Origin of the sequence: Nocardiopsis sp. NPDC049922, from assembly GCF_040660275.1 — a bacterium.
GTDB lineage: Bacteria > Actinomycetota > Actinomycetes > Streptosporangiales > Streptosporangiaceae > Nocardiopsis.
Genome location: NZ_JBFAME010000005.1, coordinates 124,808 through 137,699, shown reverse-complemented (window position 1 = coordinate 137,699; position 12,892 = coordinate 124,808). Strand labels below are relative to the sequence as shown.

The following is a 12,892-nucleotide window of genomic DNA, read 5'->3' as shown; positions in this document are numbered from 1 at the left end:
GGGTGGGCGAGGCGAGCCGCTAGCGAGGAACGAGCGTCAGGCGTGGCCGAGGAGGAAGCATCCCTGGCCTTGGGGCGCCCGAACACGGGCCGAAGCGAAGCGGAGGCCCAAGGCAAGCACAGTGCCCCTAGCGCACGAACCTCGGCGCGTTCCCGCGCGACCACCGGCGGCTGGGCTCCTCCACCCACCGGAACGTCGCCCAGGCCAGGAGCACCGTCACGAGCGTCACCGGCACCGCGTCCAGCCAGAACGAGCCGGTGAAGATCTCCTGTCCGGTGAAGTCCCGCCACAGGTACAGGACCATGAACTGCCACAGGAACACCCCGTAGGAGATCCGGGCGAGGAACTGGCACACCCGGTGCCGCAGCAGCGCGTCCATCCACCGGCCGCCGGTCCACACACGCGCGTCGCGCAGCCGGGCCGGAGCCCCGGTCGGCCTGGGCGCCAGCGCGGCGGGGGCGATGACGAAGAAGGCGAACCCGATCCCCGTCGCCGAGTTCAGCGCCGAACTCCAGACGTCGCCCGCGCCGATGAACCGGCCGCCGGCCGCCGGGGTGGCGTTGAGGACGTAGAACGCCCCGGCCACCAGCCAGCACACTCCGGGCGAGGCGGCGACGGTCCGGCAGAACCGCCGCACCGGGCCGTCCGGTCCGGGTTCGCGCCAGGCCCACTCCGACAGCACCGCCAGCCCCATCCCGGCGGCGAACAGCCCCAGCGACCGCGGCAGCCAGGCGTGCATGTACTCGCGCGCCTCCGGATAGAACTGCGGGACCAGGGCCCCGAAGGCGAGCGCGGTCATCAACGCCAGCCCGACCATGAGCCGCCGACCCCGCACGTCGACCGTCCGGCCGCGCCGGGCCCACAGGGACAGGGCGAGGGCGATCAGCGGCAGCAGCAGGTAGAAGCTGACCTCGACGGACAGGCTCCACATCTGGCCGAGGCCGTAGGGGCCGGTGCCCAGCCACGGCGGGTCCGTGTCGAAGGGGAAGGTGAGCGTCAGCACCTCGCCCCAGTACAGGAGGGACCCGAGTTCCTCCCGCGAGTAGACCAGCAGCGCCGTCACGGCCACCACCCAGTAGGCGGGGAACACGCGGACCGCGCGCCGCCACAGGTAGGGGCGGGTGCGCGGTCCCCGGACGCCGTCCAGCACCGCGCGGGCCCAGGGCCGGTACAGCAGGACCCCGGAGAGCGCGAAGAAGAGCGGGACGGCCAGGTCCATGGAGGCCAGCAGCCCGCCGAGCACCCCGGGGGCGAGCGCGTCGCCGGTCTCGGTGGCCACGTGGAACAGGAGCACCATCACGGCGGCCACGGCGCGGATGCCGTCGAGGGCCTCGTGGCGGCCGTCGACCTGGGGCAGCACGAGCGAGGGGTCGACGGTCCGGGTGGCGGTTCGCGCGCCCCCCGAGGGGGACCCGGCGGGGTCCTCGGGCGCGGTGGGAGTGGGCGCCATGGGGCCTTCCAGAGCGGGAGTCCGTTGAAACGCGATGCACTAGAACGTGTTATAAAAATTCAGACACGCCCTGGTGACGTTGTTCACTACTGGGCAGTACTCTACCTGGAACTGAAGCTAGTTCCAGTCTGCTTTCGGATCCTGACTCTCATCCGCCCAGGAGGGCACATGCGCCGTATCGCCGCGGTCGTTCTCATCGCGCTGGGGGTCTTCTGTCTCGCCATGGCCCCCATGATGCGCACATGGCTGGCGAACTCCCTGATGAGGACTCCGCTGGACTACTACAGCCAAACCGTCAACGTCGGGGAGGTCGACTACTTCAACATCGAGGACGTGGAGTCCGTCGAGAACGCCAACGTCGAGGCCCACGCCACCATCCGCGCGGACGTGGCCTCCAGCACCGACGAGACGGTCGTCTGGGACCAGTTCACCTGGATCCGGGACGACGACCGCGACTTCGGGATCTCCTCCAGCAGCCGCCGCGCCGGACACGACCGCGTCACCGGCGAGGCCGTCGACTGCTGCGACGCGATGATCAACGAGGAGTCGGTCGTCCAGGCGGGCCAGCTCTGGAAGTTCCCCTTCCTCACGGAGCAGCGGGACTACGACTTCTTCGAGACCACCGTCCAGGAGGTCGTCCCGATGGAGTACGACGGCGTCGAGGAGGTCGAGGGCGTCGAGGCCTACCGGTTCGTCCAGACCGTCGAACCGACCGTCGTCGGCGAGCGCACCATCCCCCGCTCGGTCGCCGGCCTGGAGGGCGACGGCGACGTCACCGGTGACGAGGTCTTCTCCATCACCCGCACCTACTGGGTCGAGCCGGTCTCGGGCACCCCCCTCAACATCGTCGAGAACCAGCACCGCGCCGTCGTCGTCGGCGGCGAGGAGGTCCTGGTCCTGCTCAGCGGTGAACTCGCGTTCGACCAGGCGAGCATCGACGGCAAGATCGAGTCGACCGAGGCGGCGCGCACCTACCTGCCGCTGCTGCGCACCACGCTGCCGATCGGCGGCGTCATCCTCGGACTCGGCCTCGTCGCCATCGCCGCCGTCCTCCTCGCCACCGGGCGCCGCGGTACGGACACCGGGCTCCGCAGTGCGAACGTCGGCTGATTCCCCGTGTCCGCCCCGCCCGTCACCGACGTGCCCGGCCCGGAGAGCCGGGCGCGTCGGTGCCCGCCGCCATGGTGACTGAACGGGCCCCGGAGCCCCTGGCGGGTGTGGGGGAACGGGTGCGCGGAACCGGTCTCGCGGGCGCCCTCGTCCGGGCCTGCCGCCCCCGGCAGTGGCTGAAGAACCTGCTGGTGTTCGCCGCACCCGGCGCCGCCGGCGCCCTCGACGAGCCCCGGGCGCTCCTGGTGTGCGTGTGCCTGTTCGCGCTCTTCTGCCTGGCGGCCAGCGGCACCTACCTGCTCAACGACGTCCACGACGCCCCCGCCGACCGCGCCCACGACCGCAAGCGCCACCGCCCCGTCGCGTCCGGCGCCCTGCCCGTTCCCGTGGCCGTCACCGCGGGCGTCCTGTTCGGCGCCGCCGCGCCCCTGGCCTCCCTGGCCCTGGGCGACCCCCGCGTGACCGGGCTGCTCGCCGGGTACGTCCTCCTCACCCTCGCCTACACCCGCTACCTCCGCGACGTCATCCTGTGCGACCTCGTCGTGGTCGCCGGATGCCACGTCCTGCGCGCCGTCGCCGGGGGCGTCGCGGTCGGCGTCCCGCTGACCTCCTGGTTCGTGCTCGTCCTCTCCCTGGGCGCACTGCTGGTGGTGGTCGGCAAACGTGAGGCCGAACTGCGCGCCGCCGGGTCCGGCACGCCCGTCCGCCGTACCCTGTGCGGGTACACCAGGAGCTACCTCACCCAGACCCGCACCATGGCCTCCGGGGCGATGATCGTCACCTACTTCCTGTGGGCGCTGGAGCCGGGCGACACCACGCTCTGGCACACCCTGAGCATCGTTCCGTTCGTCATGTTCGTCCTGCGCTACAACCTGCTCGTCGACCGGGGCGTCGGCGAGGAACCCGAGGAGATCGCCCTGCGCGACCGTCCGATCCAGCTCACGCTCGTCACACTCGTGGCCCTCGTCGCAGCAGGGATCCACCTGTGAACCCCCCGACCCTGCTCACCGGCTGGGGCCGCACCGCGCCGACCGCCGCGCGCGTGGTCCGACCCCGCAACGCCCGGCAGGCCGCCGACGCGCTCGCCAGCGCGGGTCCGCGCGGGGTGGTCGCCCGGGGCCTCGGCCGCTCCTACGGGGACGCCGCCCAGACCGCGGGCGGGCTCGTCCTGGACTGCACCGAACTCACCGGCCCCCTCCGCCTCGACCCCGCACGCGGTGAGGTCACGGCCCCCGCCAGTACGAGTATGGGACGGCTCATCGACCACCTGCTGCCCCGCGGCCACTTCGTCCCCGTCACCCCCGGGACCCGCCACGTCACCCTCGGCGGGGCCATCGCCGCCGACGTGCACGGCAAGAACCACCACGTCGAGTCCTCCCTGGGCGCGCACCTGCGCGCCCTCACCCTGGTCACCCCCGACGGCCGCGTGCGCGCACTGACCCCCGACGGCGAGGACGCCGACCTGTTCTGGGCGACCGTCGGCGGCATGGGGCTGACCGGGGTCGTCACCGAGGCCACCCTCGCCGTCCGCCCCGTCGAGACCGCCCACGCCCGCGTGGACACCGACCGCACCAGCGGGCTCGACGCGACCCTCGACCTCATGGCGCGCGCCGAGCACCCCTACACCGTGTGCTGGCTGGACCTGCTCGCCCGGGGCGCGGCGGTCGGCAGGGGCGTCCTCACCCGGGCCCACCACGCGCGCGTCGCGGACCTGCCGCGGGCGCTGCGCCGCGCCCCCCTGGGGCACCGGCCCACGGCGCCCCTGCCGACGCCGCCCTGGGCGCCCCCGCGCCTGCTCAACCGCTGGTCAGTCGGCGCGTTCAACGCCGCCTACCACGCCGCCGCGCCCGAGCGCCGCCGCGGCCGGGTCCAGCCGCTGTCCTCCTTCTTCCACCCGCTCGACGCCGTGCGCGGCTGGAACCGGATCTACGGCCCGCGCGGCCTGGTCCAGTACCAGTTCGTCGTGCCGTTCGGGGCCGAGGACGCCCTCACCGACATCGTGACCGGCCTGGCCGACGCGGGGGCGCCGTCCTTCCTCGCGGTCCTCAAGCGCCTGGGCGACCCCACCCCCGCGCCGCTGTCCTTCCCGCGCCCGGGCTGGAGCCTGGCCCTGGACCTGCCCGCCGACCTGCCCGGGCTCGGGCGGCTGCTCCACGGGTTCGACGAACGCCTGTTGGAGGTCGGCGGCCGTCTGTACCTGGCCAAGGACAGCCGAGCCAGCGCCGAGACCGTGCACGCCATGTACCCCGGCCTGCCCGCGTGGCGGCGGACCCGGGACCGGGTCGACCCCGACGGGGTGCTCGTCTCCGACCTCGCCCGCCGCCTGCGCCTGGTCTGAGGGCGACGCCGACCACGGCGGCCCCGAACACGAGAGGATTCCCCATGCGCGACTCGGTGGGAACCGTGCGCACCGTGCTGCTGCTCGGCGGCCGCAGCGACATCGGCCTGGCCGTCGTCGAACGGCTGGTCCGGGACGGCGCCCGCGAGGTGGTGCTCGCGGCCCGGGGCGGGGTGGACGCCCCGCCGAGCGTGCTCACGGCGCTCGGGGCCACGGTGCACGCCGTGGACTTCGACGCCACCCTCCCCGACACCCACACCGCGACCGTCGACCGCGCGGTGGAGTTGGTCGGCGACCTGGACGTGGTCGTGGACGCGTTCGGCGTCCTGGGCGACCAGGCCGAGTACGAGGCGGATCCGGCGTCGGCCGCCCGCGCGGCCGCGGTCAACTACACGGGGCACGTGTCCGTCGATCTCGCCGTGGCCGCACGGCTGCGCGCCCAGGGCCACGGCGCCCTGGTCGTGCTCTCGTCCGTGGCCGGGGTGCGCGTGCGGCGGTTCAACTTCGTGTACGGGTCGGCCAAGGCCGGGCTGGACGGCTTCGCCCAGGGTCTGGCCGACTCCCTGCACGGCACCGGCGCGCGCGTGCTGGTCGTGCGCCCGGGCTACGTGCCGACCCAGATGTCCGCGCACGTGGAACCCGCGCCCTTCCCGGCCACACCGGGGCAGGTGGCCGACGCGGTCGCGCGCGGCTTGCGCTCCGGGGCCACCACCGTGTGGTCTCCGCGCGTGCTGGGGCCGGTGTTCGCGGTGATGCGCGTGCTCCCCCGGCCGGTGTGGCGGCGCCTGAGCCGCTGACCGGTGTCAGACCGTGGTCGGATGGCGGGCGGCCACGGTCTGACTAGCATCAGCCGGTATGTCCGACCGCAGACCCCTTCCGTCACGGCACGTCGGCGCCGACCGCCGCGTGTGGGCCGAGGACGCCGTGCTCGCGGGCGGCGTCGCGTCCGTGGCGATCGCCTTCGCGCTCCCCGACCCCCTCGGCGCGGCGCTGGGCGCGGCCCTGGGCGCCTCCCTCACGGTGCGCAGGACCGCCCCGACCGCGGCTTTGGCGTGCGCGACCGCCGCGGCGGTCGCGCACGCGCTCCTGCTGACCGGACCCACGGCCGCCGTGGTCGCGGTACCCGTCCTGGTCCACGGACTCGCCCGGTGGTCCGGGCGGGCCCTGGCCCGGGCCGGGCTCGGAGTCGCGCTGGCGGGAGCCCTGGCCGGTCCCGTACGGTGGCTGACGACCGGGGACGGGACGCCGACCCTCGGCGACGTGGCGACGACCGTGGCCGCCCACGCGGGCGTGGTCCTCGTCGCGTACGTCCTCGGATGCCGGAGCCGCGAGCGCGCGGACCGGTCCGCCGCCGAGGCGGTGGCCGGGGAACGCGGCCGGATCGCACGGGAGGTCCACGACATCGTGGCGCACTCGCTGTCCGTGATCGCCGTCCAGGCGGAGGGAGGCCGGGCGCTGGCCTCGCGCCAGCCGGAACGCGCCGCGGAGGCGATGTCGGTGATCTCGGCGACCGCGCGCGAGGCACTGGAGGACATGAGGGAGACGGTCGCGCTGCTGCGGCGGGGCGACGCCCCCGGGGACCTGGCGGGATACCGGCCCCCACCGGGGATCGCCGATCTTGGGGAACTCGTCGGCGGACTCGGCGGGCGGGCCCGGCTGCGCGTCGAGGGCCGACCGTCGACGGTCGGGCCGGTGCTCGGCCTCACGGTCTACCGCCTCGTCCAGGAGTCCGCGACCAACTTCCTGCGCCACGCCGGGTCCGGCGCCCTCCTCGACGTGGCCGTGACGGTCACCGCCGAGACGGTCGAGGTCCACGTGATCGACGACGGCCTCGGCTCGGCCGCCCGCGACGACGGTCGCGGCCACGGACTGCCCGCCATGGGGGAGAGGGTGCGCGTGCACGGGGGGACGCTGGTGTGCGGCCCGCGGCGGCGGGGCGGATTCGAGGTGCGTGCCGTGCTTCCGCTGCGGACGGCGGACGGGGCGCGGTCGTGACCGTCTCCGTGTTCCTGGCCGACGACCAGCACCTGGTCCGCGACGGTTTCCGGATGATGATCGACGCCCAGGACGACATGGCCGTGGTCGGGGAGGCCGGGAACGGGGCCGACGCGGTCCAGGCCCTGCGCGGGGTCCGGGCGGACGTGGTCCTGATGGACATCCGCATGCCGGTGATGGACGGCGTCGAGGCGACCAGGAGGCTCACCCGCGCGGGGAACCCCGCGCGGGTCCTGATCCTGACCACGTTCGATCTCGACGAGTACGTCTTCACGGCGCTCGGGGCCGGAGCGGCGGGGTTCCTCCTCAAGGACGCCCGCCAGGAGGACCTGCTGTCCGCGGTCCGGAGCGTGGCCGACGGCGGTTCCGTGCTGGCGCCCGGGCCGACCCGGCGCCTGCTGGACCGGGTCGTCGACACGCTGCCCGGCGGCCCCGCGCGGAGCGGGCACGCCCGTCGGCTGGCGACGCTCACACCGCGCGAGACCGAGGTGCTCCGGGAGATCGCGGCCGGTGCGACGAACCGGGAGATCCGCGACCGCCTGCACATGGCCGAGGGCACCGTCAAGACCCACGTGGGCCGACTGTTGGCGAAGCTGGGCCGCCGTGACCGGGTGGGGCTGGTGCTCTTCGCCTTCGAGTCCGGGCTGGTCTCCCCGAACAGGACGGGCGCCGCGCCGGAGGCGTCGACCGAGGGCGCCCGCCCCGCCGCGCGGCGGCCCCCGGGACCGCGGTCGTAGGCCGGGGCCGCGGGGTTCGGACTCCGGGCCGATCCCCGCCGCCGTGACGATCCGTAGGTTCGGTGGCCACGTCAGCGTCGCGTCCACCGAGGGAGCCCCCGTGCCACCGCCCGAAGTCCTGCTCGTCTGCTCGACCGCCGTCTCGTCGCTCGCGGTCTGGTCGCCGTCCCGCGTCCACCGGTCGTCCGCACGCGTCGCGGTCGTCCTGCTCCTGGCCGCCGGCGCCGGACTGGTCGTGTTCGGTGAACCGCGCTGGCAGTGGCTGCCGATCATCGCCGGCGCGGTCCTCGCCCTGGTGGCCGTCACGGCGAGCCGACGCGCGCGACGGCGGGCGTCCCGACGCGCCGTGACGGCCGCCGCGGCCGCGTCCCTGGCGGTGACGGCGGTCGGGGCCCTGGCGGCGTGGTCCTTCCCGGTGGTCGACCTCCCGGAGCCGACGGGGGAGTACGCGGTCGGCACGACCACCGTGCAGTGGGACGACCGAGGCCGGGAGGAGACGTGGACGGACGACCCCGACGACCACCGGGTCGTCGTCGCCCAGATCTGGTACCCGGCGGAGCGGCCCGAGGACGGGCGCACCCGCGCCCCCTACCTGGGGTGGAGCGCGGAGGAGGCGCGCGTGGTCGCCGACGGACTGGCGGGCGCGTTCGGCGTCCCGGGCTTCCTGCTGGACGACGCCGCCCGCGCCGGCACGCACGCCACCGCGGACGCCGACGTCGCGGAGGGTCGGCCGCGGTACCCGGTGGTGGTCTTCTCGCCCGGCCTCGGGGGCGTGCGCTCCCAGAACACGGCGTGGGCGCAGGAGTTGGCGAGCCACGGATACGTCGTGGCCGCGCTGGACCACCCCCATGACTCGGCGGTGGTCGTCCTGGAGGACGGGACGGTCGTCCGGGGACGGGCGGCGGCGACCGGCGAGACGGACGAGGACGAGCGGCGCGCCGCCGAGTGGACGTCGATCCGTGCGCGGGACATGCGCTTGGCGCTCGCCCGTCTTCGCGAGGCGAACGACTCCGGGCGGGGGCCGTTCGCCGGTCGGCTCGACCTGGACCGCGTCGCCGCCGCCGGTCACTCCCTCGGCGGGGCCGCGGCCATCGCGGCCGCGGTCCGCGACCACGGGTTCGCGGCCGTGATCGACCTCGACGGCTATCCGGGGCGGGTGGAGACCACGGCGTACCCGCAGCCCCTGCTGGCGCTCGTCGCGGGCGCGGGGACGGGCGACGCCGAGGGCGACCGGCGCTACGAGGAGAGCCTGGAGGAGGTGCTCGGCGCCAGCGCCGGGCCGAGCTACCGGCTCACGGTCCCGGACGCCGCGCACCTGAGCTTCACCGACGCACCCCTCTACCTTCCGCCCGTCCCCTCACTGGTCGGAACGGGCGACCGGACCGCGGTGCACCGGATCACCGCACGGGCCACGCTCGTCTTCCTCGACGCGACGCTGCGCGGTGCGAGGGTCGACCTCGACGCGGCGTTGGCGGAGCTCGGGGAGCTGACCGGGCCCTCCGCCTGACCGGCCCGTGACGCGGCCCCGGGCGGGGCGCACCGGGTGTCCGCGTGGGGGCGCGGACACCCGGGAGGCGCGGTCACACGGCCGCGCGGTCGGGTTCGCTCGTCCGGGCGGCGGTCAGCCGGTAGAAGGCCAGCGGCACCAGGCACGAGAGCATCACCACGGCGGGCACGAGCGTGCTTCCGACGAGCATGCCGCGCAGCGCCTCGTCGCTCTGGCGCACGACCTCGCCCGCGCTCGACTCCACGTACCCGCTCACCGCCAGGGACAGCGACAGCAGCCCCGTGCCCACGGACTGCGCCATCGCCTCACCGGACGTCCAGAGCCCCGCGAGGACGCCGCCCTGGCGCCGCCCCGCCTCGTCCGTGGCGGCCAGGCAGTCCGCCAGCATCGACGCCGGAAGCAGGGTGGTCCCGGACAGTCCGATGCCGACCAGCACGGACGACAGGACCGCCGCCGGCACCCCCCAGAGCGGGATCAGGAGCAGCCCGAGACCCCCGAGCGCGAACACCGCGGCCGCGCACCCGGCGGCGCCCCGCTTGTCGATCCGTACCGACAGCCGCTTCCACAGCGGGGCCGATGCCATCAGCGGCACGAGCACGCACACCATGAGGATGCTCGTGTACGCCGGTTCGCCCATGACGTTGGCGGTCACGTAGGGCACACCCGCCACCATCGTCCCGCCCGCGACCGACATGAGCAGGAAGGCGGGGAACAGCACGCGGAAGTGCCGGTGCGCGAACGCGACGCGGAGCTGGGGCAGGAGTCCCTCGGAGCGGTGGACGTACGCGGGTCTCGGGGCCCGCCGCGTGCCCACGACGGCACTGAGCATGGACGCCAGGAGCAACAGTCCCATCACCAGGCCCATGACCCGGTACCCCGTGGCGTCGTCGCCGAAGGACGACTGGATGACCGGCGCGGCCGCCCCTCCGAGCAGCAGCGCGAGCCCCACGAACGCGGTCCGCCACGCGTTGAACGTGGACCGCTCGTGGTAGTCGTCGGTGATCTCCCCCGGCATCGCGGTGTACGGCACCTGGAACATCGACCCGGCCAGGGCGGCCGCGACGAAGAGCAGCGCCACGTAGAGCGCCGCCGTGTCGCCCTGGAGCGGGGGACCCGCGAACACGGCCGCGAACAGGACCGGCAGGGTCAGCGCACCGGCGAGCATCCAGGGGCGGCGGGGACCCCAGGAGGAGCGTGTCCGATCTGACCAGATGCCGATGTACGGACTGACCAGAAGGTCCACCAGTTTGGGGAGGAAGACCACGATCCCCGCCAGCGCGGGGCTCACCGCGAGGGAGTCGGTCAGGTAGATCAGCAGCAGCAGGCCCGGCACGGTGTTGAACACGCTGGTGGCCACGGCCCCGCTGCCGTACCAGAGGTGCACCGACCGGGGCAGTGCGCGCCCGCGCCGGGGGCCGGGGCCGCCCTCCTGCGACGGGAACGGCCGGTCGTCGACGGCCGGGGGGCCGGAGGCGGTCACGCCGAACCGTTCGACGGAGCCTCGACGTGGGCCACCGGGTCGACGTCGTGCGCCACCGGGCAGCTCGCGGGGAACGTGCCGATCCGGTTGACGTCGTAGCCCCCGCGGTAGCTGCGCACGTTCGGGTTGTCGTCGGCCCACAGCGGCTCCTCGCGCGGCTTCATCCGGCGCACCACCTTGGCGCGCAGTCTGAGCGCGATGTCCGAGGCCCGGCGCCAGGCGCGGCTCGGCGGGTCGTAGCGGAAGGCCCGGATGAGCGAGTCGTCGAGGATCGCCATGGAGAACTTGCGTGCCAGCCCGGCCACGCGCGGCGGATAGAACGTGACCATCAGGTCGAGGGTGGCGTCGGAGACCGCCCGACCGCCGTCGGTGTAGGCGAAGTGCTCGTCCTCGTAGGCGTCCAGCAGCGCGCGGAACTCCTCGTAGGTCTCGGGGATGTCCCTGATCCCCATGTGCCTGCCGAGTTTGCGGTAGTAGTTCGTGATCGCGGAGACCTCGTGGTCGGACAGCCCGCGCCAGCCGTAGCCGTAGTCGTTGATCCAGCGCACCGGCATGACGACGAAGGTGCTCAGGACGTAGCGGTAGTCGTCGTCGCTGATGTCGTAGGAGCGGTGCATCTGGTTCATCCGGCGCAGGGCGTCGCGGCCCTTCCCGGGCTCGAACCCGTGCCGCATGATGTTGCCCAGGATCAGGGCGGTGTCGTCGTACCGCTTCTGGGTCTGCCCGGTGAACTCGTCGGTCCTGCCCAGCAGTTCGCCGATGCTGGGGACGGCGTAGGTGCGGTACAGGGCGATGCCCAGCGCCCGGCCCATGTCCCAGGGGAACTCCTGGGAGGTGAGGATCTGGACGATCCGGACACAGTCCTTCTCGGGATCCAGGCGGTGGATCTCGTCGCGCAGGTCGAAGCGCTTCATGACACTCCTTCGTCGGGGGTGGTGTGGGGGCGGGGGAGCGTGGGGGATGGGGCGACGGTGCCGCGGCGGGGATTCCGGGCACGCCGAGGGCCCGGTCGGGCGGGGACGCGACCGGGCCCTCGGACGGGAGGGGCACGGGAGCACGGCTGGGACATGGCCGGGGAGGGCTCCGCTCAGCGCTCGGACGGCTCCGCGGGCTGGGCGGCGGGGGGCTCGGTCCGCGGAGCCGGGGCCTGGTGTTCGGCGGCCGGCGAGGCCGCGGGGGCGAGCGCCTGACCGGGCGCGGGCACGTGCGCCCCCGTGCCGGGGACCTCCACGGTGGCCAGGTCGTGCGGGACCGGGCAGCCCTGGGGGAAGGTGCCGATCCGGCTGGGGTCGTAGCCGTCCGGGTAGCTGCGGATGTTCGGGCTCTGCCGGGCCCGACGGGGCTCCTCGCGCGGCTTCATGCGTCGCACGACCCTGGCCCGCAGTCGGAGCGCGCCGTGGGCGAGTACGCGCCAGGCGCGGGAGGGCTCGGGGTAGTCGAAGGCCCGGACGAGGCGGTCGTCCAGGAGGGCCTGGGTGAACGGGCGGATCAGCGGCCGCTGCCAGGCGGGGTAGAAGTCCGCCATGAGCGCGAGGGTGGCGTCGGAGACCGCCCGACCGCCGTCGGTGTAGGCGAAGTGTTCGCGCTCGTAGGAGTCGAAGAGCTCGTAGAACTCGGCGTAGGTCTCGGGGATGTCCTTGATTCCCATGTGCCTGCCGAGTTTGCGGTAGTAGTTCGTGCTGGCGGTGATCTCGTGCTCGGTCAGACGCCGCCAGCCGTAGCCGTGGTCGTTGATCCAGCGCACCGGCATGACGACGAAGGTGCTCAGGACGTAGCGGTAGTCGTCGTTGCCGATGTCGTAGGAGCGGTGCATCTGGTTCATCCGGCGCAGGGCGTCGCGGCCCCGTCCGGGCCCGAAACCGTGCTCCAGGATGTCGTTGAGGATGAGCGCGGTGTCGTCGTACCGGTGCTGGGTGCGGGAGGTGAACTCCTTCGTCCGCGCCAGCAGCTCCCCGATGCTCGGGACGGCGTACGTCCGGTACAGCGCCAGCCCCAGGGCCTGTTCGATGTCCCACGGGAACTCGTGGGCGCCGAGGATGGTGACGATCCGCTCGCAGTCCGCCTCCGCGTCCAGCGCGTGGATCCGGTCGCGCCACTCGAACCGCTTCATGCTCTTCTCCAGTCGCCTCGGCGCGGGCCCGAGCGCCCCCGGGCGGGGGTCCGCGAAGATGTGCCACGCGCGTACACGCCGTGCTTCACGGCCCGAACTTTACCTGGAAGCGCCATATGTCAACAGGAGCGGAATCCGTCCGCTCCGGCGCGGCCGGTGGGGTTC

At 74.0% G+C, this 12,892-nt stretch carries 11 protein-coding genes; 7 read left to right on the top strand and 4 right to left on the bottom strand.

Features of this window, described 5'->3' with window-relative positions; genetic code table 11:
• Positions 1-127: 127 nt before the first annotated feature.
• Positions 128-1,450: an acyltransferase gene (locus AB0I72_RS11670; RefSeq protein WP_358566032.1), complete on the bottom strand. Its 1,323-nt coding sequence runs from the start codon at positions 1,448-1,450 to the stop codon at positions 128-130.
• Positions 1,451-1,618: 168 nt separating this feature from the next.
• Between AB0I72_RS11670 and AB0I72_RS11665 the strand changes: the two genes are divergently transcribed.
• The 7 genes from AB0I72_RS11665 (at position 1,619) to AB0I72_RS11635 (ending at position 9,137) form a co-directional block, all read left to right on the top strand.
• A complete protein-coding gene (locus AB0I72_RS11665) occupies positions 1,619-2,560 on the top strand; it encodes a DUF3068 domain-containing protein (RefSeq protein WP_358566029.1) in 942 nt (313 codons plus the stop codon).
• Between the two features lie 71 nt (positions 2,561-2,631).
• Positions 2,632-3,549: a decaprenyl-phosphate phosphoribosyltransferase gene (locus AB0I72_RS11660; protein ID WP_358566026.1), complete on the top strand. Its 918-nt coding sequence runs from the start codon at positions 2,632-2,634 to the stop codon at positions 3,547-3,549.
• Complete coding sequence (locus tag AB0I72_RS11655; protein ID WP_358566023.1) at positions 3,546-4,898, top strand: FAD-binding oxidoreductase; 1,353 nt, start codon at positions 3,546-3,548, stop codon at positions 4,896-4,898. The genes AB0I72_RS11660 and AB0I72_RS11655 overlap by 4 nt, the downstream gene beginning before the upstream one ends.
• 44 nt (positions 4,899-4,942) lie before the next feature.
• Positions 4,943-5,695 carry an SDR family NAD(P)-dependent oxidoreductase gene (locus tag AB0I72_RS11650; protein ID WP_358566020.1) on the top strand — a complete coding sequence of 251 codons (753 nt, stop codon included), beginning with the start codon at positions 4,943-4,945 and terminating at the stop codon, positions 5,693-5,695.
• A 58-nt stretch (positions 5,696-5,753) separates the two neighbouring features.
• Positions 5,754-6,893: a histidine kinase gene (locus AB0I72_RS11645; protein WP_358566017.1), complete on the top strand. Its 1,140-nt coding sequence runs from the start codon at positions 5,754-5,756 to the stop codon at positions 6,891-6,893.
• Complete coding sequence (locus AB0I72_RS11640) at positions 6,890-7,630, top strand: response regulator transcription factor (protein WP_358566014.1); 741 nt, start codon at positions 6,890-6,892, stop codon at positions 7,628-7,630. The genes AB0I72_RS11645 and AB0I72_RS11640 overlap by 4 nt, the downstream gene beginning before the upstream one ends.
• A 100-nt stretch (positions 7,631-7,730) precedes the next feature.
• Positions 7,731-9,137, top strand: coding sequence for a dienelactone hydrolase family protein (locus AB0I72_RS11635; protein WP_358566011.1), 1,407 nt, complete (start codon positions 7,731-7,733; stop codon positions 9,135-9,137).
• Positions 9,138-9,210: 73 nt separating this feature from the next.
• Here the strand turns inward: AB0I72_RS11635 and AB0I72_RS11630 are convergent, their stop codons facing one another.
• The 3 genes from AB0I72_RS11630 to AB0I72_RS11620 all read right to left on the bottom strand — a co-directional run bounded on the left by AB0I72_RS11630 (position 9,211) and on the right by AB0I72_RS11620 (position 12,727).
• A complete protein-coding gene (locus AB0I72_RS11630; RefSeq protein ID WP_358566655.1) occupies positions 9,211-10,533 on the bottom strand; it encodes an MFS transporter in 1,323 nt (440 codons plus the stop codon).
• Positions 10,534-10,613: 80 nt separating this feature from the next.
• On the bottom strand, positions 10,614-11,531 hold the full coding sequence (locus tag AB0I72_RS11625) for an oxygenase MpaB family protein (protein WP_358566008.1): 918 nt from the start codon (positions 11,529-11,531) through the stop codon (positions 10,614-10,616).
• Between the two features lie 173 nt (positions 11,532-11,704).
• Positions 11,705-12,727, bottom strand: coding sequence for an oxygenase MpaB family protein (locus AB0I72_RS11620; RefSeq protein ID WP_358566005.1), 1,023 nt, complete (start codon positions 12,725-12,727; stop codon positions 11,705-11,707).
• Positions 12,728-12,892: the final 165 nt, after the last annotated feature.

What these genes read in the sequence shown, in the direction of transcription:
- AB0I72_RS11620 (WP_358566005.1), bottom strand. Translation starts at nt 12,727, where the DNA reads ATGAAGCGGTTCGAGTGGCGCGACCGGATCCACGCGCTGGACGCGGAG.
- AB0I72_RS11660 (WP_358566026.1), top strand. Translation starts at nt 2,632, where the DNA reads ATGGTGACTGAACGGGCCCCGGAGCCCCTGGCGGGTGTGGGGGAACGG.
- AB0I72_RS11650 (WP_358566020.1), top strand. Translation starts at nt 4,943, where the DNA reads ATGCGCGACTCGGTGGGAACCGTGCGCACCGTGCTGCTGCTCGGCGGC.
- AB0I72_RS11625 (WP_358566008.1), bottom strand. Translation starts at nt 11,531, where the DNA reads ATGAAGCGCTTCGACCTGCGCGACGAGATCCACCGCCTGGATCCCGAG.
- AB0I72_RS11665 (WP_358566029.1), top strand. Translation starts at nt 1,619, where the DNA reads ATGCGCCGTATCGCCGCGGTCGTTCTCATCGCGCTGGGGGTCTTCTGT.
- AB0I72_RS11670 (WP_358566032.1), bottom strand. Translation starts at nt 1,450, where the DNA reads ATGGCGCCCACTCCCACCGCGCCCGAGGACCCCGCCGGGTCCCCCTCG.
- AB0I72_RS11645 (WP_358566017.1), top strand. Translation starts at nt 5,754, where the DNA reads ATGTCCGACCGCAGACCCCTTCCGTCACGGCACGTCGGCGCCGACCGC.